Consider the following 20,835-nt stretch of genomic DNA (forward strand, 5'->3'; position numbering starts at 1 on the left):
AATCATTGAAATTGTACTATACAAGAGAACAAAAATTCGATTTAAGAAAATCTTTGAACTTTAGTCTAGACTAGGTTTATGGCTTTTGATGGACTTTTTCTGCACGCAATGACAAAAGAATTGAATAAAGAATTGGCTGGTGGCCGCATTACAAAAATCGCCTTTCCTTTCCCATATGAGATCATTATGACTGTACGATCTTTTGGTAAGAATCGTCGGCTGCTGCTTTCAGCCCATCCGGTCATGGCGCGCGCGCAAATTACGAAAGTTGATTTTGAAAACCCGTTAACAGCACCGAATTTTGTCATGGTCTTAAGACGTTATCTGCAAGGGGGCAAAATTCTCGGCTTTCAGCAGGTGGAGAATGATCGTATTTTAAAAATCATGGTCGCCAATGCCAATGAGATCGGTGATGCTGTTTCTTATGAATTAATTCTCGAAATTATGGGTCGTCATTCCAATCTTTTTTTACTTGATTCAGAAAACAAAATCGTTGAGTTGATCAAGCATGTGCCAGCTTTTGAAAATCGCGTCCGTATTCTCATGCCCGGCGCGCAATATAGCAGACCGCCAAAACAAGATTTGATCGATCCTTTTAAATCAAGCCAATTCACCTCAAGCGACGCCCATACTTTAGCGAATCATTATCAAGGTATGTCAAAAGTATCAGCTAAAGAAGCTACTAAATCAACCTATTTAACTGATTGGTTTAAAAAATTTGACCAAGCAGATCCAACTTTAACAAAAATCGACGAACAACATGCTGAATTCACAGCTTTTCCTTATAGCACGTTAGTTGGCCAACGATCAAATTTCTCACTTTTGTCTGATCTCTTAGATGCTTATTATGTTCACACAGCTAACAGTTCACGCGTTCACGCTTTGTCTTCTCAAATTGATCAGATCATCAAAAATGAATTACATAAAAATCAGCGCAAACTCAGAAACTTAAATGATGATCTTGCCAAAACAGATAAAGCTGAAAGCGACCGTATCAAAGGCGAATTACTGACCGCTTATCAAAATAAGATCGTCCGTGGACAAGAAACAGTTACTTTAGATAACTATTACGACAATAGCCAATTGACCATCTCTTTGGATCCAAAAATATCCGCTAACGCAAATGCGCAAAAATATTTCACAAAATATCAGAAATTAAAAAAATCCGTTCAGCACTTGGACCAACAAATTAAATTAACTGCAGCCGATTTAGACTATTTTGAAACGATCGACGAACAGTTAAAAGACGCGTCCCCCAAGGATCTTGACCAAATTAAATTAGAATTATTAACTCAGGGATTTTTGAAAGATAGAAAAATTAGTCGACCTTCAGCAAAAAAAAGATCTGCTTTAGCGAAACCGGATCGTTTTAAAACAACTGATGGTATATCTATCGAAGTTGGTAAAAATAATTTTCAAAATGACGAATTAAGTTTGAAAACCGCTAGAAAAGATGAGATTTGGCTGCATGTTCAAAAATTGCCTGGTTCGCATGTGATTCTTCATAGCAATCATCCAAGCGACAACAGTCTTGTTCAAGCTGCAAAATTAGCAGCTTATTTCAGTAAAGCCAAAAATTCAGCCAATGTCGCAGTGGATTATTTGCCAGCAGGCAAGCTGCACAAACCCAATGGCGCCAAACCAGGATTTGTTATTTTCGAAGGTCAGCAGACTATTTTCGTGACGCCGGATAGTAAATTAGTCGAGCGTTTGAAGGCTTAATTCATAATATTGTATTTGAAAAAAAATCTGCTGATGCATAATTTTAAAATGGTTTTCTGAAAATAAATTTGTTAATTCGCCCGTCGTATATGCTTTTACGTCTCCTTCTTGAGATTTCAAGATAAGCATACGATTGTAAAGATCATGAAAAAAAGGTAAATTAATTTCTGCAATGATCAGTCGTCCGTGACTGCTTAAATGCTGTTTGGCTGAATTCAAAAATCTGACCGGATCGGGGAAATGGTGAAAAGAGGCAGAACAAATAATATAATCAAACTTTTCGCCACAAACTGCTAAATCCTCAGCTGAACCCGTGATAAAACGATACTCAGGATAATTTTGTCTGGCTTTTTGAACCATTTTCTCAGCAATATCAAGGCCAACGGCTGTAATTTTAGCCTGTCGCCCAAGTAAAGCAAGTAATCGACCGTTTGCACAGCCAACATCCAAAATACGATCACCAGCCTGTAGGTGCAAATTATGATTAATCAATCGTTTGAAGGGATAAGACAATAACCCGTCCAAGGAAAAATCAAAATGTTGGGCAATTTGGTTGTAGTGTTTTCGACTAAGTTGTTCATAATCTTTATCTTTGTTCATCGGCTATTTCTTAGTCTACCCAACATTTTTTGGAATTCTTCTGGTACCGGTGTTGAAAAAGACAGTTCTTGACCCGTATGTGGTTGCGTCAGTGTCAAACTGGCTGCATGCAGATATTGGCCATGCCCCGAGAGTGTTTTTTTCGGGCCGTAAAGTGGGTCAGCAGCGACGGGGTGACCAATATAAGCCATATGCACACGAATTTGATGCGTGCGGCCTGTCTCTAAAATAGCCTCGATCAGAGCATAATTTTTGAATTGCTCCAAAACTTTAAAATGTGTGACTGCCGATCTGCCGCTAGCGATAACTGCTTGTTTTTGTCGGTTCTTTGGATCACGTCCTATTGGCGCTTTGATCGTGCCCGTTTGTTCATGAAAATTGCCGTGAACAAGCGCCAAATATTTTCGACCTGTTTTATGTTTTCTTAAATCGTCTGACAATCGCTCATGTGCAAAATTATTTTTAGCAACCATTAATAAACCGCTAGTGTCTTTGTCGATCCGGTGAACGATACCAGGCCGAAACTGACCATTGATCGTTGACAAAGGCGCATGTGCTAATAAAGCATTTACGAGAGTATGGTCTGCATGACCAGCACTTGGATGTACGACCATTCCTTGTGGCTTATTCACCACAATTAAGTCATCATCTTCATAAATAATATCTAACGGTATATCTTCAGCCAACAGATCACTATTTTTAATCGCTGGAAAAGTCAACGAAATTTGATCACCGCTCTGTACATGATATTTTGGAAGCTTCAAGTCATCATTGACCGTGACATGATGACCATTAATTAATTTGTCGATCTGGCTTCGTGAAACATCAGGAAACTGCTCTGCTAAAAATTTGTCTAATCGATCAATTCCCTTGTCAACAGTGATTTTTAAGACTTTATTCGACATGATCAGCTAGTTTCTGAAAATAGTTAATAGCTTTTTTGCTCGTAACAATACGGTAATCTCGATTTTCGAAACTGAATTCAACAAGGCGTCTATTAGCAACGATTTTCGTAATTGTTAGATCTGCGATTTCAATATCTAGATCGTTTCCTAAAAAAATCCCCTGAAATAGGATATGGTCTGATTCGATCAAGAGACGCAAACGCAAAAAGTAAAACATAGTTGTGAACAGAAACAGACCCCAAACAACAAAAGCAGCAAAAGCCAGTCTTGAAAATTCCAATTGGACAATTAGGGCCAAGAGACCAAAAATTGCCAGCCAAATCAAGGTTACCTGCCCTTTAAATCCAAGATCTTGATAATAAGTTATAAGTCGTTTGTTTTGCATGGCATTTATTATAAATCAGCGTTCCTTTTTACCCCAGTATTGATATAGATCAGTCCGAATCGGGCCGTTATAAAGTTTGCGTTTCTTTGTCGCTTTTTGGCCATATATATGCTCGAAATTTTCATCGCTAGTCAAAATATATTTGCTCCAGGTTGGCATTTTTCTGTAAATAGCCCCCATTTGCTGATAAAGAACTTCGGCCTCTTCCAGTTCGCCTAAACGCTGACCATAAGGTGGATTAGCCACAATAATGCCGTTGATCTTGTCAGTTGACCAGTCTTTGACGGCCATTTGCTTGAACGTAATGTCATTATAAAGACCAGCTTTTTTTGCATTTTCCTTTGAAATGCGAATCATATTGCCATCAATATCATAGCCTGTAATGTCCAGCGGCTGATCATATTTAGCCAAACTATCAGCTTCTTCTCTAACATCTTGACTGATTTTTTTGTCAAACCAGTTCCAAGTCTCAATTTCAAAATCGCGATTCATGCCTGGCGCAATATTCTTGCCGATCAGTGCGGCCTCGATCGGAATTGTACCAGATCCGCAGACAGGATCAACAAAAGGATTGTCCGTAAACCAATTAGTTAGTAAGACAAGCGCTGCCGCAAAATTTTCCTTTAATGGTGCACCACCATGCTCGCTACGGTAGCCACGCTTGAAAAGCGATTCCCCGCTCGTATCGATCATGATCCGCACATTGTTTTTGTCAAGACGAATATCAATTCCGACATGATGTCCAGTTTCAGGCAATTCTTCGTGGCCTGTTTGTGCTCTCAGGGCTTCCACAATGGCTTTTTTTGTAATTCGCTGAATATCAGGCACGCTGAATAATTGCGAATCACGGCTATGTGCTTCCATAACAGGAAAATTGTCATCCCAATTAATGAAATCGCTCCAGGGCAAAGCTTTGACCGATTCAAAGAGATCATCGAAACGCAAAGTATGAAATTCACCAACTAGAATTTTGATTCGGTCTGCCGTTCTCAGCCAAACATTCGTCCTTAAAATATCCCGTTGATTACCAGAAAAACGCACAAATCCGTTCTCAGTTTGCGTTTTATAGCCTAAATTATTGAGCTCTTTGGCAACTAATGCTTCGATTCCCTGTCCGCAAGTCGCAATTAAATTGAAATCATCCATGACTCCATTCTACTTGTTCAGACGGCATAAATACGAGGCTTCAAAAAAGCCTTTAATTGATTGGTTTTGTTAACGAAAACAACATCGATAAAGATAATCAAACAACTGGACAAGCCAAACTGAAAAGGCTTACAATTAAGAAGTTAAAGTTAGTTTACTTTTTAACAAATGGAGGGATCCTAGTATGTCAGGGATTAGCATCGTCGTTGTTGGCGGCGGATTCGGCGGCGTTTATACCGTTAAAAAACTCGCAAAAAAATTTAAGAAAAACGCTCATGTTCATATCACTTTAATTGATAAACATTCTTATTTGACCTACATGACCGAACTTCATGAAGTGATTGCTGATCGGGTCGAACCAGACGCTGTGCAATACGACTTACAAAGATTATTCAGTCATCGAAAAAATGTCAGTATCGTCACAGATGAAGTCACTGGTATTGATAAAGAAAACAAGTTGGTCTTAGCTAAAAATGGTCAATATCCCTATGATTACTTAGTTTTGAGTACCGGTTCTCAGCCGAATACTTTTGCAACACCTGGTGTTGAAGAGTACGGATATATGATCGGATCATTCGAACAAGCCATTGCACTTAAGCACACCATCGAGGAACATATTCGGCTTGGTGCTGTTGAAAACGATCCAGCTAAACGAAAAAGTCTTTTGTCAATTGCAGTTGTCGGTTCAGGCTTTACCGGGGTTGAAATGATTGGCGAATTAATTGACTGGAAAACCATTCTCGCCAAGAGAAATAAAATTGATCCGTCCGAAATTAAGTTGTCGTTAATCGAGATGACTGCTAATTTGATGAATATGCTTGATCGTAAAGACGCTGCCAAAGGTGAAAAGCATCTGCGTCAACACGGTGTTGAAATTTTAAAAAATACAACGGTCGTACGCGTTGCCGAGGACTATACAGAATTTAAAGATTCGACCAAGTTTCCTACTGCAACATTAATCTGGACAGCCGGTATCAAAGCCACTGAAGAAGCACAGACTTTTGGTCTAAAACAAGGCAAAGCTGGACGAATCATTACAAATGAAAACGGTCAAGCGCTTGATCAGACTAATATTTATGTATTGGGAGACGGGTCTTTTACGGACGAAAATGGCTCAGGAAAAGGACAACCGCAGACAGTTCAAGGATCGGAAGCTGGTGCAGTCGTTGCTTCTAAAAACATTGCCCTATCAATTGCTGGCCAACCTACTAATGCAGTATTTGAAGGCAAATATTCTGGTTTCGTTGTATCGATCGGTTCTAAGTACGCCGTCGCCCAGGTCGGTAAAAATTTTCATCTAAGCGGTTTTTTTGCTCAAGCCGTCAAACACATGATCAATATCATCTATTTCGCGCAGATCACAAATGCTTACTATTTATTTAAATACATGCAACATGAATTCTTTAATAATTCCAATGAAAGAAACATGTTCTACGGTTACCTCAGCAGGCAAGGCAATGTACTTTGGTCAGTCCCGGCGCGATTGTTCCTTGGCGCAACTTGGGTAGTGGACGTGATACCAAAACTTTCTGGCAAAAATTCCTGGTTTGTGAATAAATTAAGACTTTCTACCTTTGATTGGCTGCTCACTAATACAACTTCTGGGGCTTCAGCAGCTGGCAAAGATGCCACCGCGACCGTGACGAAAACAGTAAAGGCAACTTTTTCTCTTTCTTATCAGTATGGCAATCAGCCGATGCTTATTTTCAAACACATTCCAAAATGGTACTACAATATTACTAAATTTATGATTCCCAACACTGATGTCGCCTTTTTTATGCAAAAAACAATGACAGTTTTTGAATTATTGATTGGATTGGCCTTGATTTTTGGCGTCTTTACCTGGCTGTCTTCAGCGGCTTCGGTTGCCTTTGTCACAATTTTCTCACTGAGTTCAATGTTTTATTGGACAAATATTTGGATGATCCCAATTGCGATCGCGGTCATGAATGGTTCGGGCAGAACTTTTGGCATTGACAAGTATCTCCAGCCTTGGTTGCAAAAACACTTAGGCAATTGGTGGTATGGCAAAACAAAATCGTCTTACAAATGATTACAATATGAGCTGAAATTCCCTGGTTCAATGTCATCCAAAGTGAGGATCAATGAAGCTCTCCGATAGTTTAAAAAAATATTTTAAAATGATCAAACCACTGGATTTTCTAATTGTCCTTTCTTTGATCCTGCTCTCTTTTGCACCGCTAATTATTTTTTCTTATCAGGAGCAAAGCAGGCAGACAGTTGGCAGACAAATTATTTTAACAGCTGTCATTAGTCACGCAGGTAAGGTGGTCCGCAGGATTCAGCTGACTGATCATAAAGGTATTACTAAATACCGTTTTACAAACGGTGAAGCTTTTAATGACGTTGTTGCTACTGGCAAAAAAATTAAAATTGTAGAAGCAAACTGCCCTGACCAAATCTGCGTCAATCACGCCTCAATTGATCGGGCCGGTGAATCAATCGTCTGTTTGCCACATAAATTAATTGTTGAAATCAGATCGAGCAATGGAAAAAATACCGGAGGATTAGTGAATTGAATTATTCCTCAGACAAAACCAGGCAGTACATCTATATCTCATTACTTTGCGCTCAGGGCGTGATCATTGGCCTGATCGAGCGTATGATTCCCTTCCCTTTTGCCTTTGCTCCAGGTGCCAAATTAGGATTAGCAAACATCATCACGATTCTGTCTCTATATACATTGCCAGTCTCTGAGAGTTTCCTGTTAATGATGATGCGTTTAATTCTAACGAGCCTGCTTGGCGGAACAATGTCGACTTTTCTATACTCGGCTACCGGCGCCGGCTTGTCTTGGATCGGCATGCTTTTGATCAAACAGCTTGGGAATAAACACGTTTCTATGATCGGCATTTCTGCAGCTGGTGGTATTTTATTTAATGTTGGCCAACTAACGGTTGCCAGCTGGATCGCTGGTTCTTGGACAGTCATGCTATACATGCCAGTGCTATCCTTTATTGGTATTTTAGCCGGAATCGCAGTCGGTATCATCGCCAATTTTCTTTTTGAACACGTCGCAACCTTATCGCGTCTACGCTTTGAATTTAAACAACCCAAAAAGAGGACGCAAGCATGAAAATCAATGCAATCTGGGATCAATATCCAATGATCAAAGACGAATTAGGTCAAACACTAGATCTTATGGCGCAAAATATTAGAGCTGATAATCAGCCTATTGCTCAGGCTATTTTGCACATGGTTGGTTCTGGCGGCAAACTATTGCGCCCAGCATACCTATTGCTGTTTTCAATGTTTAAAGCAACCGATCGTCACAAAATGATCGCCCTAGCTGCTGCCGTTGAAACACTGCATACTGCCACCTTGATCCACGATGATGTGATCGATAGTTCCCCGACCCGTCGCGGCTCAATTTCGATCCAAGAACAATTCGGGCAGAGTACTGCTGTCTATTCCGGTGATTATTTATTTATTGTTTGTTTTAGACTGATGTCGAAATATGCAGGTGATTTTCGTGGTATTGAGCGCTACAGTCAGCATATGGAAGCAATTTTAAATGGTGAGATGGCACAAACATCCGAGCGCTATGACGTCAATATTTCGATCGATCAATATTTTAAACAAGTTTCCGGAAAAACCGGTCAGCTGTTTTCATTAGCAGCCTTTTTAGGTGCCTACGAAAGTGGTAATACAATTGCATTTGCCAAGAGAGCTGAACAGATCGGTCTTAAAATCGGCATTGCTTTTCAGCTGCTTGATGATATTTTAGATTATACGGATACGAGTCAAGAAATCGGTAAGCCGATTCATAAAGATATTCGCGAGGGTATTTATTCAGCACCTTTGATTTTGGCCATGGCTCAAGATCGGACAGCTCTTGTGCCGCTATTGAAAAAACAAGCTCAAATAAACGACCAGGACCTTCTGATCGCTATCAAACTGGTGATCAAGCTCGGTGGTATCAAACAAGCCAAGACAATCGCTGACAACTACACACAAGAAGCTTTGATCGGTTTAAAAGAATTACCCGATCTTCCGGCCAAAAAAATTTTAATCGAAATCACAAGTGCTTTGTTGGAACGGCGATTTTAAAATGACGATTCTGCAAGTGAAAAACTTAAACTACCATTATTCTCAAATGACTAAAGCAAGTATCTCAAAACTGAATTTTTCATTAAATTCAGGAGAGTGGCTGACGATTTTAGGAAAAAATGGTTCTGGTAAAAGTACTTTAGTTCACCTATTAGACGGCCTGCTATTAGCTGATTCTGGGCAAATTATCATTGATGGTCAAATTCTGAGCAAAGAGAATATTTGGTCGATAAGAAAGAAGATCGGTATTGTTTTTCAAAACCCTGATAATCAATTTGTTGGCGAAACAGTGCTGGATGATGTTGCTTTTGGTATGGAAAATAATGCTGTTACTCGTAAACTAATGTTTCAAAGAGCCAACGATGCGCTCCAAAAGGTTAATATGGCAGCCTTTGCAGATCGGCAACCAGCTCGCCTATCTGGTGGCCAAAAACAACGAGTTGCCATTGCTGGTGTGCTTGTGTTGAACCCAAAGATTCTAATTTTAGACGAAGCGACCAGTATGCTAGATCCAATTGGTCGACAAGAGGTTTGGCAAACTATTAAAAAACTGAGAGAAAATCATCAGCTCACAGTCATTTCTATTAGTCATGATTTAACGGAAATGGCCTTATCAGATCGCGTAATTGTTCTAAATGACGGAAAAATAACTTTTGATGGCAAAGCAAAAGCGCTTTTTTTAAAAGACAAACTGCTAAATGATAATGGCTTAAAACTGCCCTTTTTATCACAATTAGTCAAGGATCTACGCCAAAATAAAATCATGCCATCAGGCAACTTTAAAAACGGGAAGGAGCTTGCAGCACTCATATGGAAATCATTTTCAAGCATGTAGCTTATAGTTATCAAACTCATACACCCTTTCAAAATAATGCTTTGGAAGATATTAATTTTGAAATCGCAAGCGGCTCTTTTACATCAATTATCGGTTCGACCGGTAGCGGAAAATCGACTGTGCTGCAATTGATCGATGGCTTGATCGAACCAACTGGCGGCAGCCTTGCAGTTGGTGATTATTATTTTGATCAGATGACTCATTTAAAAAAATTAAAAAATCTGCGACAAAAAATAGGTTTTATTTTTCAGTTTGCTGAAAATCAATTATTTGAAGAAACAGTTGAAAAAGATTTGATGTTCGGTCCCTTGAATTTTGCTGTCGACCAACAGCATGCCAAAGAAAATGCACGGAAAATTCTGGCAGTTGTTGATTTGCCAGAATCCGTCTTACGCTTATCGCCGCTTGACTTATCTGGTGGACAAAGACGACGCATTGCGATCGCTGGCGTTTTGATCAATGATCCGCAAATTCTACTACTCGATGAACCGACCGTTGGTCTAGACCCTGAGAATCATCTCGAATTGATGGCATTGTTCAAAAAATTAAATCAGCAAGAAAAAACAATTATCATGGTCAGCCACGATATGAACGACGTAGCCAAATATTCTGATCAAGTGATCGTTTTGAATCAAGGGAAACTTATAAAAAAAGCAAGTCCTGAAATTATTTTCGCTGATGAACCTTTTTTAAAAAGCCAACAGCTGGCTCTTCCAGATACGATTGCTTTTGCCAATGAGCTAAAAAAACTCGGCCTCAAATTAGATGAACCGATCAAAGATGAGCAAGAACTTATTTTAGCCATTCGTAAACAATTTTTATTAAGGAAAAAAATATGAATAGCGACCGCTTGATTCTTGGACGTTATCTGCCAGGAAACTCATTAATTCACCGCTTGGATCCTAGAGTAAAACTGCTGATCACGTTCAGTTTTATCCTACTCACTTTTTTTGCTGATAATTGGCAGACTATCACGTTGCTATTCTTGACCGTTTTTCTTTGTCTCGTGATCGCAAAAATTCGCTTATCATTTTTCTTAAATGGACTGCGGCCAATGATGTGGCTAATTATTTTTACTGTACTAATGCAACTGCTTTTTTCCAGCGGCGGCAAACTTTATTGGCATTGGGGCTGGCTCAGCATTTCCCAGCTCGGTATCGCGACTGGTGCAATTGTTTTCTTTCGTTTCGTTTTAATTATTTTTATTTCAACACTGCTGACTCTGACAACAACGCCAACGCAATTAGCCGATGCGATCGCTAGTTTATTAAAACCCCTGAAAATAGTCCATTTTCCAGTGGACGAAGTTGCATTAATGTTATCGCTGTCTTTACGCTTTGTGCCAACTTTAATGGATGAAAGCAGTAGGATCATGAATGCTCAACGAGCCCGCGGCGTCGATTTTGGTCAGGGCAATCTTTTTCAGCAAATGCAATTGATCGTACCGGTTTTGATACCTCAATTTATCGCCAGTTTTTATCGTGCCGACCAGTTAGCTGATGCCATGGAATCCCGAGGCTATCACGGTACTGCTGGCAGGACAAAATTCCGTCAATTAAAGCTGCATTGGTTCGATTCAATAGTTGTCATCGCTTTTATATGTTTATTAGCAGCTGTTTTCTTTTTAAAATCCTGAAACAGGTATTAAAACACATAATAATAAAATCAATATCTGGGCAGCACCGACAAACAATAAATTGTTAATAGCTGTCTGAAAAGTTGTGTGTTTATTTTGCTCTTTCATAAAGATTTTGATATTTTTAATCACGTATGGCAGCAGCAGTAAACTTAGTAAACTCCAAAATGGCAGGTAGCTAAAAATCACCGAAATAATTATAAAAACAAAGGCTGATGCTGGCCAGAGCGGGTACAGCTGAACAGCCTTTTTTTGCCCTAAATAAAAAGGCAAAGTAAAACGCTCGTTTTTGATATCTTGCTTTAAATCACAAATATTGTCCGCATACATCACACTGCTATCAAAAATTGCAAAGGGCATGCCTACAAACATTAATTGAATCAGTAATGGCAAATTAATCGAAAGCAAAAGGATCCAGCCGCTATGAAAATCTAGTGTGATTGGCAAGTGCGGCATGTTCACAAATGAGGCGATAAAAATCGTTCCAAAACCTTCAACCGGGCCTGACAGAATTTCGCCCAATGGCAAACGTGACAAAGGAAAAGGACCATATGTATAAAATATGGCCACAGCGATCGCTGCACCGCCGATAAATAATAAAATCAAATTTGTCCTCAAAACAAGAATGAGACCCATTAGACAGGCAGTCGCAAGCAAACACAACATAAATATCATGACTTGTTTAGGATTCAAACGTTCTCGACTGATCACATTAGTTGTTTTTAAATAATTGAGATCTTTGGCTTTTTTAAAATCTTGCACATGATTAAAGCCAGACACAAATAAAGCAATACAAAATTGGCCAACGAAATAAATCAGCGTATTTAACCAATCAATTCGGCCGAATGCATATTGAGCATATACAACGCCAAACAAAAAAGGCATCAAGACAGTCGTTTTCTGTGGCAAACTAATCAATTCTAAAAATAGAGGCCAGGTTATTTTATTGTATTTTGCTTCAGTCATTATTTATTTTCCAATTGGTTTTATTCAGTACAAAGTACAAAAAAACCTGTGGACAAAATCATCAACAGGTATTCTCATTAGCCAACATTAATCTGAGTAAACAATATTTGAAACTTTCAAAGTTTGTGTGTCACCAGCCTGAGCGCGATTCAGAAGCTGCTGAGCATAGATGATAAATGTCGCAGATGATTCGGTTGCACCAGAAACTGTGTCCACAACAGCAGATGATTCTTTGGCGTTGTAAGCTTTGATCAATTCCTGATTTAACTTAGGAATATATTCTTGAGGGCCAACACCGCTGACCTTTTTCATGGATTTTTCATAAGCAGTATCACTTTGCTTGGATTTACCATTTTTATCAACATAGTCAAAGTTGGACTTCGTTAATTTACCATCAGCGACCGTGATCGAGAAGACGATTCGGTAACCATGGGCATAATTCTGCTCAGCCAGTTGATAAGTACCATCCTTTAATGCGGCAGTATTATCAATTTTTATCGTCTTATGATTGCCCGCTTGTGCCGCTTGAACTAGCTGCTGTGCGTAATTCTTAACAGTCCAAGAAGATTCAGTTGCACCTGTCACTGTATCGATCGTCGCGACATCAGCGCCGGCCTTTTTCCAAGATTTCTGCAGTTTTGGAATATATTCTTTAGGGCCAACACCACTAACTTTTTTCATAGATTTTTCATAAGCTGTATCGCTTTTCTTCGATTTACCCTTTTTATTAACGTAATCGTATTTAGTAGAAGCGATTTTACCAGCCTTGACCTTCATGGACATCTTCACGCGGTATCCATGTGCATAACCTGTTTCAACCAACTTATAAGTTCCGTTCTTCAGTTTTTTGCCAGCGGTTTCTTTGGCAGTTTTTGCAGCCCAAGCCATTACAGATGCACTTGGTAAAATTGCCGGTGCAGCAATCGTAAAAGAACTTAAACTCATCAACGCAGCGCTCGTAAGTGCAATGCCCTTTAGCGTCTTACTTACTTTCATAGTCATAAAATCCTTTCCCCCGTAAAATATGATTTCAGCACTTGTGAATCATATTACAAGTATCATTTTACTCCTCTAAGAGGTATTTGCAAGCGTTTTCATTTAGTAAAAAGCAATAAAAAAACTGTTTGATCTTCAGTTGACTTCGAGCGTCAATACTGAAAAAATCAAGCAGCTTTTATTCAGCCGCAAGTGATGCGACCGTTTGGCTAATAAGTTTTGTCGGTAATGGTTGGCTTAGTTCAAAACGCAAGGTTCCTTTACCTTTTATATAAGTTTTTAATCGTTTTTTTAAGGCTGCGTCTTTTGGAACTGGATAAATCGCCAAATGATCCGACCAGACTGAAATAAAAACATGTGGTCGTTTTTTATCATGACGATAACCGATAATGCCGTAACTGAAAAGCTCTTCAGCAGTCGGTAATGTTTTTAAAACAATTGTCCTAAGTTGTGAAAAGCCTGCTAGCGCTTGATCAGGTATTTGGGCTAGGTAATCATCGACCGTCTTGATTTGTTTTTTAGCTTTTTTGGCTAGTTGATAGGATTTTTTTAACATACTGGTCAAAACATCTAAATCAATATCTGCTATTTTTTGAATATAAAGACAGCTCACAGTGTGTCGATATCGACCCAATTTTTTTAAATCATCCGCATGAGCAGCAAAACCTTCATTAAAGTAAATCGTCAGCGCATTTTTTCTGGGACTGAAAGCTAGTTTTGGCCGATCTATTTGACGACCACTTCCATAGACTTCGTGTACCGTGGAAAAACCAATAATGCTTGGTCCCCACATGACAGGTTTTTCAGCTGAAATGCGACTCATTATTCGAATTAAAGTACTTGCATCAGATTTTTGGGACAACTTGATAGTCGTCAAAAAAGCACTGACAGCGAGCGTATTAACTTGTGTTTGGTGACTGATCACAAAATTATTATATCTTAGCTGGGGGTTCCAAAAGTTATGTCTTACAACTTTTAGCTACTAAAAAACCGCATTTCTGCGGCTGCCTCGGCAAATCTATAGGCCATGTTATGTTCCAATTGTACTTGGCGAGCACAATTTTCGACAATTATCTATCTACTTGCATTTACTCGCGCAAATCCAAGTGTCAATTTTTGCTTCAGTTGGTTAAATTGACCGCCCCTACCAAAAGTTTGGGTTGCCCGCTTGCAGGGTTTACGCCGTCTCATTTCCCCGGTTTTCCGGTTCTTCGTCACTATAGCACTTTTATAGAATAATCAGACATAGCCGAAGCCTTAGTCTTTTTTTCTGCCGTCAGCTGCAACTAATGCCGCAACTGCCTTCGCTTATTAGGCTCAGTACAAACACTCCAATCATCGCAGATCGGGCGGGCATGGACCTTCCTCACGAGTCTTTCATCGCGCAATTGTCCGATTTGCCTTTTTTATTATAGGCTTATTGCCTGAAGATGTCTTTTGTGATCTCGTGGTAAAATTTTCTCAATTGTAATTGGAGGAAAGATGGCAGAATTAAAAGCACGTTCAACGTTTCAGGAAAAATATAAGTGGGATCTCAGACCGCTATTTGCGGACGAAAATGCTTATTTACGGGCAATAAGCGATGTTTTGGATCAAATTAATGAATTTCAAAAAAATTTCGATGGTCATTTAAAAACGCTTGATGACTTTCAAAGAGCACTAAAAGTCTATGAACAGTTAGGCATTGCGATCGATCAAATTGCTAATTACGGCTTCATGCCGCAATCTTCGGACTTTTCAGACGAAAAATTTGGTGAAGTTGCCCATGCCGCTCAAGATTTTACGACCAAAGCCAGCGTTGCGCTTAGTTTTTGGGACGATGCTTTAGTAAATGCTGATCCTAATGTTTTGAACGAACTTAGCCAAGAGCCACAATACCAAGAGCTGATCCGAAAAACCAAGTTGACGAAAAAAACTTATCTGGGCAAAGATATCGAAAAAACGATCTCTAACCTGCAAAGCGCGCTAGAAACACCCTATGATGTCTACACAAAATTGCGTGCCGGTGATTATCACATGGCAGATTTTCAAGTAGCAGGTAAAAATTATCCAAATTCATTTGTCAGCTATGAAAATTTTTATCAAAATGATGAAAACGCTGAAATTAGAGAGGCCTCTTTTCGTTCATTTTCACAGGGTTTGCGGGCTAATCAGAACGCTGCTGCAGCTACCTATTTAAACCAAGTGACAAATGAAAAAACACTCTCAGAAATGCGTGGTTATGATTCTGTTTTTGATTATCTGTTAGCACCGCAAGAGGTCGATCGCAGTATGTTCGACCGGCAAATTGACCTGATCATGACTGATTTTGCGCCAGTTGCTCAAAAATACTTGAAACACGTGGCTCAGGTTAACCATTTGTCAAAACTCAGCTTTGCTGATTGGAAGTTAGATATTGATCCCGAACTCAATCCAGAAGTTTCGATCGAAGACAGTTACGATTACGTCATGAAGGCAACAGCTCAGCTGGGCGATGAATACAGTCAAACGATCAAAAACTTTCTCAAAGATCGTTGGGTCGATTTCCCAGCCAATACAGGCAAAGATTCCGGAGGCTATACCACATTCCCTTATGGCGTCCATCCTTTTATTCTCATGAGTTGGACCGGCCGTTTATCAGATGTTTACACACTTATCCATGAAATCGGTCATGCTGGTCAAGGTGCCCTATCAGCCAAGAATCAAAGTTACTACAACTATGAACCGTCTACTTATTATGTCGAGGCAGCCTCAACTTTTAATGAACTGCTCTTATCCGATTATTTGGAGAATCAATCCGATGATCCAAGAACAAAACGTTTTGCCCTCGCCCATCGTTTAAGCGACACTTATTTCCACAATTTTATTACGCATTTGACCGAAGCGGCTTTCCAGCGAGAAGTTTATACACTGATTGATCAAGGCGGTTCTTTTAATGCTGATAAGCTGAATCAGATCATGAAACACGTTCTGTCCACATTCTGGGGAGATGCTGTTGAAATTGATGATGATGCCGCTTTGACCTGGATGCGTCAGGCACATTATTACATGGGTCTGTATTCCTATACTTATTCCGCAGGATTAACAATTTCGACTCAAGGATTCATTAATTTAAAAAATGATCCGGAAAAAGGTCGCAGATCTTGGCTGGATTTCTTAAAACTTGGTGGATCTAAAGCGCCGATCGAAGCAGCGAAAATTGCAGCCGTTGATGTCACGACCGATGTTCCTTTGCGCAACACGATCCAATTCTTATCCGATACGGTTGACAAAATTATTGCCTATAGCGATGAAATCTAACTGGAAACAAACAAAAGTACCAGACGAAACTTACGTGCTGCTGGGTGTTGAAAATATTGATCAAAATGCTTTTGGTGCGATCAACGGTTGCGAAGCAGCAAGTTTGCTTGAAGGTCTGCATTTTGTCGATAAGGCTAAGGAATTTGACTATCCAAGCTTTTTGAAAACAATGCCGATTGATCCAGATGGCAACCCTAATCAAGCATTCGGCGGATCCGCTTTTTTCGATACGCCTGGCAAACTTGAAGCTATTTTTATTAAACCTTTAATTGAGTGGGGATCGCATTTTGGCCATCTAAGCAATTTGAGTGGTCTGAAATTAGCAGCCTTATCAGATATAATTCGCACAGGAAAACCGATCTTGGTTTATGTTTCGATCGGTTTTCGACCTTTTTCTAAGGAAAAATTTTCTTTCGGCGAAGAATTAACAAATAATCATGCTGTCATTTTGGACGGTTTTTCCGAACACTTCGTACACCTCTCCGATCCGATCGATGGCCGATACTGGTTGAAAAAAAATAAATTTGAAGAAATTTACAAAGTCAGAAAATGGGCCGTTGCCATCAGTTGATAAAAAATAGTGATTCCGATCTTCTACCAACTCCTGTTTTCCTCTTCCATGTCATTAGCAACATCAGTCAATGCATCGAAATCAATCAGTTTTAACAAATAGCCTGGATGCTTTTGCTGATACTCTTTGACTGCTTTGTAATCAAAATCCGTTTTCCCAGGATTCTCAGGATCATAAACTAATAAAGCTTCATCAGTGTGCTTTAGCATAAACTGCTGAAAATTGCGTAACTGGATAGGACTTTTATAGCTCTCTTTTGTTAAGGCTTCAGAAAAAGTGACGCTTGTACGCAGACTGATCAGCTGCTGCTTATGATCGTCATTCCAATTCGCGCCAAAATCCGAAAAAGGTAGCATAATAGCAGTTTTTAATTCAGGGAACTCTTTTGTTAATTCGAGTGCAACTTGGCAAGCCCACTGTTCAACACCCATTTGGCCGCTCGTAATCAGCCATTCAAGCTGATTATTTTCAAGCTCATCTATGAAGGTATCCTTTAAGGCGCGTTTGATCACTTGAATTTTAGGATCTTCATCACCAAAAGTGCCGAGTTCAAAGCTCCGATATCCTGTTAACCAAAGGCGTTTTTTCATATCTTTATTCTACAATTGTCGTATGGTTAATTATCCAAGCGGTGTCCAGCCCAGCCGAGCAGCTGGTTCTAAAAAAAATAAAAATGTTCGCTACGGCAAGCGCGGCATGGGTCTTGAAGAGATGATCAATGAAGCGAACAGCTATTATCTCGTCAATCATTTGGCTGTGATCCATAAAAAACCAACACCGATCACGGTTGTCCACGTTGATTATCCTGATCGCAGTATGGCTAAAATTACAGAAGCTTATTACGTTCAACCCTCGACGACTGATTATAACGGAGTCGTTAATGGCCGCTACATTGATTTTGATGCCAAAGAGACTAAGAACAAAACCAACATGCCCTTGAAAAATTTTCATCAGCACCAAATCACACATTTGAAAAATGTTTTAGAAAACGGCGGCATTGGTTTTTTCATTCTCGCTTTCACCAACCTAGCTGAATACTATTTATTTCCGGCCGCTCTTTTGATAGATATTTGGGACAAATCTCAACTTGGAGGAGAAAAATCAGTGCCTTATAATTTGGTTTCTAAGCAAGGAATTCAAATAAACAGTAAAATGATACCTAGCTTGGACTATCTGCCAGCTTTGAAAAGTTTTTTTAAAATCTAAATGTCTGATAATTCTTACAATCCAAATAATTTCCAAAACGATTCTCAAGAACATGCCAACGATACAAACAGGGCCGGATCCAATTTTGACGATGCCCCCAAAAACTATCAGGACGCTAAGAAAATGTTTCCTGATACTGATGGTCGTCGTCCGATCAGTTTCGGCAGAAAACAAAATAAACATTTGAAAAATCAAGAAGCTGCGTTTAGGCCAACTGATTTTCATGTTGCTGATTTTTCACCTGCTGATGGTCATAATCAATCCTTCAAAAACCCAAAGGACGTTAGCGATTTGAAAAGAAATGGTTATAAAAAAAATAAAAAATCTTCTGGCCGACCGAAGAAAAAGGGTAGTAAATTAAAGCTACTTGCCAAAATATCAGCTTGGTCTATCACTATTTTTGCGCTTGGCTTGTTAGCGGCTATGGCAGTTTTCTTTACTTATGCAGCTGGTGCTCCTAAAATAACCGAAGCTCAACTGGCATCAGAAAATTCCATGCAGATCTTCGACTCGCAAGGATCGCTAATTTATTCCGGTTCACAGCAGGAACGTGATTATGCTGACCAAAGTGAAATACCAGAAAGCCTGATGCATGCGGTCGTTTCAATTGAAGACCGCCGTTTTTACAAACATCATGGTGTTGATGTTTACCGTACTATTGGTGCGCTGTTTTCTGATATCAAGGGAAAGTTGACTGGCCATTCGACTGGTCTGCAAGGCGGATCAACCTTGACTCAGCAATTGGTCAAGCTATCTGTTTTTTCAACTAAAGCTTCTGACCAAACACTGAAACGTAAAGCACAAGAAGCTTGGCTGGCCTTAAAAGTCGAACGTAATTTTAGTAAAAATCAAATTCTGACTTTCTATATCAATAAAGTAAATATGGGAAATGGTATTTACGGCATGAAAACGGCTGCCGAATATTATTTTGGTAAAAACCTCAACCAATTGGATCTATCGCAATTGGCCATTTTAGCCGGTATCCCCCGTTCACCTGTTTACTATGATCCCTACACTTACCCTAATTACTTAAAGGTTCGTCGAAATGATGTTCTCGCCGGCGAAGTCGCGATGAAGTATATCACGCAAGCACAAGCTGATAAAGCGATGGCAGAACCAGTTCAACAAGGCTTGATCCCAAAAGTCGAGCAAACGGAAAATTCAGTCAGTTCGAATCTAACGGTTAACGCCTATGCACAATCAGTCTTAAGTGAGGTTCGCAAGTTGGGCTATAATCCAACCAAAGATGGCTTAAAAATTTATACAGCCATGAACTCTAAAATGCAAAAGCGGCTCTATACAGTCTTAAATGGTGGTACTGGCGTTCCTTGGTTAAACGGCATTCAAGCAGCAGCCACAGTTGTCAATCCGAAAAATGGCCGTGTCCTAGCTCAAGTTGGCGGCCGTAATGTTACTGGTATGTTTAGTTTAAATAGAGCTGTTCAGACTAACCGGTCTTCTGGATCAACCGCTAAGCCTTTGGTCGATTATGGCCCAGCTATTGAATACCTGAATTGGCCAACTTATCGAACTGTTCAAGATACTCAATATAAATATCCAGGTACAAATATCAGCGTCCATGATTTCGACGGTACTTTTCTGGGCAATATGACGATGCGCAAAGCTATTGTCATTTCAAGAAACATTCCCGCGATCAGAACATTAATGGAAGTTGGCATGACTAGGTCATCTGAGTTCTTGAATAAACTCGGTATCAATATCAAAGCTAGCCAATTGACCGGATCCTCTGCGATCGGTATTGATGTTTCCACGGAACAAGAAGCAGCAGCTTTTTCCGCTTTCGCAAATGGTGGTACTTACTATAAGCCTGAGTATGTTGAAAAAATCGTGACCTCTGACGGTGTCACCCATAGTTATGAGCCCAGTGGCACGCGCGCAATGAAGACTTCAACTGCCTTTATGATGACGAACATTATGGAGGGTGTCCCTAAATACAACGGATCAGCCCCTGGCGCCGAGATCTCCGGCCTTTATCAAGCCGGCAAATCCGGTATCGTCGGCTACGCGGATTCAGCCAACCAGCCAAGCGGCGCTGAATCTGATGTTTGGTTCACAGGATATACAAAAAATCTCGCTGCTTCGTTTTGGGTCGGCTACGATCAGCCAAATGCAACGGGTAATTATATTCCCAATGCATCTGAATCTTCGATGCCCGAAAGAGCCTACCGCGACTTCATGCTGACTGCCATGCAAGGCTATGACAATACCGATTGGACTGCTCCGAATACGGTTCAAAAAGTTGTTAAAGGAAGTGTGACCGAATATGAAGTCAAGGGTGCTAGCTGGAGCAATGGCGGTTTGCCGAACGCTTATTCTTCCTCATCATCTTCCAGCTCTAAAACAATTATCGTGACACCATCGCTTTCTTCTTCATCAAGCAGTTTATCGAGCTCTAGCGATAGTCTCTCTAGCAGTAGTTCGTCTGCAAGCTCAGCTGCATCATCGTCTTCTTCAACTCAAACACCATAATAAAAAAACCGAACTTAAATGGTTCGG

At 39.9% G+C, this 20,835-nt stretch carries 20 protein-coding genes and 1 other RNA gene; 12 read left to right on the forward strand and 9 right to left on the reverse strand.

Annotated features, from left to right (window positions below; all coding sequences use genetic code 11):
* The first annotated feature begins 78 nt into the window (after nucleotides 1-78).
* Entirely contained in the window at nucleotides 79-1,722 is a 1,644-nt protein-coding gene (locus tag DLJ48_RS08085) for an Rqc2 family fibronectin-binding protein (RefSeq protein ID WP_128686958.1), read from the forward strand.
* Here DLJ48_RS08085 and DLJ48_RS08090 read toward each other — a convergent pair.
* From DLJ48_RS08090 to DLJ48_RS08105, 4 genes are read right to left on the reverse strand one after another with little or no spacing between them, the layout of a single operon-like run.
* A complete protein-coding gene (locus DLJ48_RS08090; protein ID WP_128686959.1) occupies nucleotides 1,699-2,322 on the reverse strand; it encodes a class I SAM-dependent methyltransferase in 624 nt (207 codons plus the stop codon). The two genes, DLJ48_RS08085 and DLJ48_RS08090, sit on opposite strands and share 24 nt — an antisense overlap.
* Entirely contained in the window at nucleotides 2,319-3,227 is a 909-nt protein-coding gene (locus DLJ48_RS08095) for an RluA family pseudouridine synthase (RefSeq protein WP_128686960.1), read from the reverse strand. Before DLJ48_RS08095 ends, DLJ48_RS08090 begins: the two co-directional genes overlap by 4 nt.
* Entirely contained in the window at nucleotides 3,217-3,612 is a 396-nt protein-coding gene (locus DLJ48_RS08100) for an EbsA family protein (protein WP_128686961.1), read from the reverse strand. Before DLJ48_RS08100 ends, DLJ48_RS08095 begins: the two co-directional genes overlap by 11 nt.
* A 15-nt stretch (nucleotides 3,613-3,627) precedes the next feature.
* Complete coding sequence (locus DLJ48_RS08105) at nucleotides 3,628-4,758, reverse strand: THUMP domain-containing class I SAM-dependent RNA methyltransferase (protein WP_128686962.1); 1,131 nt, start codon at nucleotides 4,756-4,758, stop codon at nucleotides 3,628-3,630.
* A 184-nt stretch (nucleotides 4,759-4,942) separates the two neighbouring features.
* Between DLJ48_RS08105 and DLJ48_RS08110 the strand changes: the two genes are divergently transcribed.
* The 7 genes from DLJ48_RS08110 to DLJ48_RS08140 all read left to right on the forward strand — a co-directional run bounded on the left by DLJ48_RS08110 (nucleotide 4,943) and on the right by DLJ48_RS08140 (nucleotide 11,300).
* The gene (locus tag DLJ48_RS08110) at nucleotides 4,943-6,811 is read left to right on the forward strand and encodes an FAD-dependent oxidoreductase (RefSeq protein WP_128686963.1); all 1,869 of its coding nucleotides are present in this window, start codon (nucleotides 4,943-4,945) and stop codon (nucleotides 6,809-6,811) included.
* Nucleotides 6,812-6,899: 88 nt separating this feature from the next.
* On the forward strand, nucleotides 6,900-7,298 hold the full coding sequence (locus DLJ48_RS08115) for a NusG domain II-containing protein (RefSeq protein WP_243148586.1): 399 nt from the start codon (nucleotides 6,900-6,902) through the stop codon (nucleotides 7,296-7,298).
* Nucleotides 7,295-7,855 carry a Gx transporter family protein gene (locus tag DLJ48_RS08120; RefSeq protein WP_128686965.1) on the forward strand — a complete coding sequence of 187 codons (561 nt, stop codon included), beginning with the start codon at nucleotides 7,295-7,297 and terminating at the stop codon, nucleotides 7,853-7,855. The genes DLJ48_RS08115 and DLJ48_RS08120 overlap by 4 nt, the downstream gene beginning before the upstream one ends.
* Nucleotides 7,852-8,829 (forward strand): polyprenyl synthetase family protein, encoded by a 978-nt coding sequence (locus tag DLJ48_RS08125; protein ID WP_128686966.1) that lies wholly within the window; start codon nucleotides 7,852-7,854, stop codon nucleotides 8,827-8,829. Before DLJ48_RS08120 ends, DLJ48_RS08125 begins: the two co-directional genes overlap by 4 nt.
* A 1-nt stretch (nucleotide 8,830) precedes the next feature.
* Entirely contained in the window at nucleotides 8,831-9,664 is an 834-nt protein-coding gene (locus tag DLJ48_RS08130) for an energy-coupling factor transporter ATPase (protein WP_128686967.1), read from the forward strand.
* Nucleotides 9,640-10,503 carry an energy-coupling factor transporter ATPase gene (locus DLJ48_RS08135; protein WP_128686968.1) on the forward strand — a complete coding sequence of 288 codons (864 nt, stop codon included), beginning with the start codon at nucleotides 9,640-9,642 and terminating at the stop codon, nucleotides 10,501-10,503. The genes DLJ48_RS08130 and DLJ48_RS08135 overlap by 25 nt, the downstream gene beginning before the upstream one ends.
* Complete coding sequence (locus tag DLJ48_RS08140) at nucleotides 10,500-11,300, forward strand: energy-coupling factor transporter transmembrane component T family protein (protein WP_128686969.1); 801 nt, start codon at nucleotides 10,500-10,502, stop codon at nucleotides 11,298-11,300. Before DLJ48_RS08135 ends, DLJ48_RS08140 begins: the two co-directional genes overlap by 4 nt.
* On the opposite strand, the gene DLJ48_RS08145 is transcribed toward DLJ48_RS08140, so the two are convergent.
* The 4 genes from DLJ48_RS08145 to rnpB all read right to left on the reverse strand — a co-directional run bounded on the left by DLJ48_RS08145 (nucleotide 11,289) and on the right by rnpB (nucleotide 14,662).
* Entirely contained in the window at nucleotides 11,289-12,266 is a 978-nt protein-coding gene (locus DLJ48_RS08145) for a UbiA family prenyltransferase (protein WP_128686970.1), read from the reverse strand. The two genes, DLJ48_RS08140 and DLJ48_RS08145, sit on opposite strands and share 12 nt — an antisense overlap.
* Nucleotides 12,267-12,353: 87 nt before the next feature.
* Complete coding sequence (pplA, locus tag DLJ48_RS08150; protein WP_128687123.1) at nucleotides 12,354-13,262, reverse strand: extracellular electron transfer flavoprotein PplA; 909 nt, start codon at nucleotides 13,260-13,262, stop codon at nucleotides 12,354-12,356.
* A gap of 178 nt (nucleotides 13,263-13,440) precedes the next feature.
* Complete coding sequence (locus DLJ48_RS08155) at nucleotides 13,441-14,085, reverse strand: DUF1801 domain-containing protein (RefSeq protein ID WP_128686971.1); 645 nt, start codon at nucleotides 14,083-14,085, stop codon at nucleotides 13,441-13,443.
* A gap of 193 nt (nucleotides 14,086-14,278) precedes the next feature.
* Nucleotides 14,279-14,662: RNase P RNA component class B (gene rnpB, locus DLJ48_RS08160), an RNA gene on the reverse strand.
* An 82-nt stretch (nucleotides 14,663-14,744) separates the two neighbouring features.
* On the opposite strand from rnpB, the gene pepF reads away from it, so the two are divergent.
* Nucleotides 14,745-16,541, forward strand: a complete 1,797-nt coding sequence (gene pepF / locus DLJ48_RS08165; protein ID WP_128686972.1) for an oligoendopeptidase F — start codon at nucleotides 14,745-14,747, stop codon at nucleotides 16,539-16,541.
* Entirely contained in the window at nucleotides 16,531-17,112 is a 582-nt protein-coding gene (locus DLJ48_RS08170; RefSeq protein ID WP_128686973.1) for a C39 family peptidase, read from the forward strand. The genes pepF and DLJ48_RS08170 overlap by 11 nt, the downstream gene beginning before the upstream one ends.
* A 23-nt stretch (nucleotides 17,113-17,135) precedes the next feature.
* Here DLJ48_RS08170 and DLJ48_RS08175 read toward each other — a convergent pair whose 3' ends face one another.
* On the reverse strand, nucleotides 17,136-17,702 hold the full coding sequence (locus DLJ48_RS08175) for an SLOG family protein (RefSeq protein WP_128686974.1): 567 nt from the start codon (nucleotides 17,700-17,702) through the stop codon (nucleotides 17,136-17,138).
* 22 nt (nucleotides 17,703-17,724) lie between these two features.
* Between DLJ48_RS08175 and recU the strand changes: the two genes are divergently transcribed.
* Both recU and DLJ48_RS08185 read left to right on the forward strand, forming a co-directional pair.
* Nucleotides 17,725-18,318: a Holliday junction resolvase RecU gene (gene recU, locus DLJ48_RS08180; protein WP_128686975.1), complete on the forward strand. Its 594-nt coding sequence runs from the start codon at nucleotides 17,725-17,727 to the stop codon at nucleotides 18,316-18,318.
* Nucleotides 18,319-20,808 carry a transglycosylase domain-containing protein gene (locus DLJ48_RS08185; protein ID WP_128686976.1) on the forward strand — a complete coding sequence of 830 codons (2,490 nt, stop codon included), beginning with the start codon at nucleotides 18,319-18,321 and terminating at the stop codon, nucleotides 20,806-20,808.
* The last annotated feature ends 27 nt before the right edge of the window (nucleotides 20,809-20,835 follow it).

This window comes from Oenococcus sicerae, assembly GCF_004102045.2.
Lineage (GTDB): Bacteria > Bacillota > Bacilli > Lactobacillales > Lactobacillaceae > Oenococcus > Oenococcus sicerae.

Excerpts from the sequence above, each read along its gene's own strand:
- pplA (WP_128687123.1), bottom strand. The coding sequence starts at position 13,262 with ATGAAAGTAAGTAAGACGCTAAAGGGCATTGCACTTACGAGCGCTGCG.
- DLJ48_RS08100 (WP_128686961.1), bottom strand. The coding sequence starts at position 3,612 with ATGCAAAACAAACGACTTATAACTTATTATCAAGATCTTGGATTTAAA.
- DLJ48_RS08170 (WP_128686973.1), top strand. The coding sequence starts at position 16,531 with ATGAAATCTAACTGGAAACAAACAAAAGTACCAGACGAAACTTACGTG.
- DLJ48_RS08140 (WP_128686969.1), top strand. The coding sequence starts at position 10,500 with ATGAATAGCGACCGCTTGATTCTTGGACGTTATCTGCCAGGAAACTCA.
- DLJ48_RS08115 (WP_243148586.1), top strand. The coding sequence starts at position 6,900 with ATGATCAAACCACTGGATTTTCTAATTGTCCTTTCTTTGATCCTGCTC.
- DLJ48_RS08175 (WP_128686974.1), bottom strand. The coding sequence starts at position 17,702 with ATGAAAAAACGCCTTTGGTTAACAGGATATCGGAGCTTTGAACTCGGC.
- DLJ48_RS08145 (WP_128686970.1), bottom strand. The coding sequence starts at position 12,266 with ATGACTGAAGCAAAATACAATAAAATAACCTGGCCTCTATTTTTAGAA.
- DLJ48_RS08095 (WP_128686960.1), bottom strand. The coding sequence starts at position 3,227 with ATGTCGAATAAAGTCTTAAAAATCACTGTTGACAAGGGAATTGATCGA.
- DLJ48_RS08135 (WP_128686968.1), top strand. The coding sequence starts at position 9,640 with ATGGAAATCATTTTCAAGCATGTAGCTTATAGTTATCAAACTCATACA.
- DLJ48_RS08155 (WP_128686971.1), bottom strand. The coding sequence starts at position 14,085 with ATGAGTCGCATTTCAGCTGAAAAACCTGTCATGTGGGGACCAAGCATT.
- DLJ48_RS08130 (WP_128686967.1), top strand. The coding sequence starts at position 8,831 with ATGACGATTCTGCAAGTGAAAAACTTAAACTACCATTATTCTCAAATG.
- DLJ48_RS08090 (WP_128686959.1), bottom strand. The coding sequence starts at position 2,322 with ATGAACAAAGATAAAGATTATGAACAACTTAGTCGAAAACACTACAAC.
- DLJ48_RS08125 (WP_128686966.1), top strand. The coding sequence starts at position 7,852 with ATGAAAATCAATGCAATCTGGGATCAATATCCAATGATCAAAGACGAA.
- DLJ48_RS08105 (WP_128686962.1), bottom strand. The coding sequence starts at position 4,758 with ATGGATGATTTCAATTTAATTGCGACTTGCGGACAGGGAATCGAAGCA.
- pepF (WP_128686972.1), top strand. The coding sequence starts at position 14,745 with ATGGCAGAATTAAAAGCACGTTCAACGTTTCAGGAAAAATATAAGTGG.
- DLJ48_RS08110 (WP_128686963.1), top strand. The coding sequence starts at position 4,943 with ATGTCAGGGATTAGCATCGTCGTTGTTGGCGGCGGATTCGGCGGCGTT.
- DLJ48_RS08185 (WP_128686976.1), top strand. The coding sequence starts at position 18,319 with ATGTCTGATAATTCTTACAATCCAAATAATTTCCAAAACGATTCTCAA.
- recU (WP_128686975.1), top strand. The coding sequence starts at position 17,725 with ATGGTTAATTATCCAAGCGGTGTCCAGCCCAGCCGAGCAGCTGGTTCT.
- DLJ48_RS08085 (WP_128686958.1), top strand. The coding sequence starts at position 79 with ATGGCTTTTGATGGACTTTTTCTGCACGCAATGACAAAAGAATTGAAT.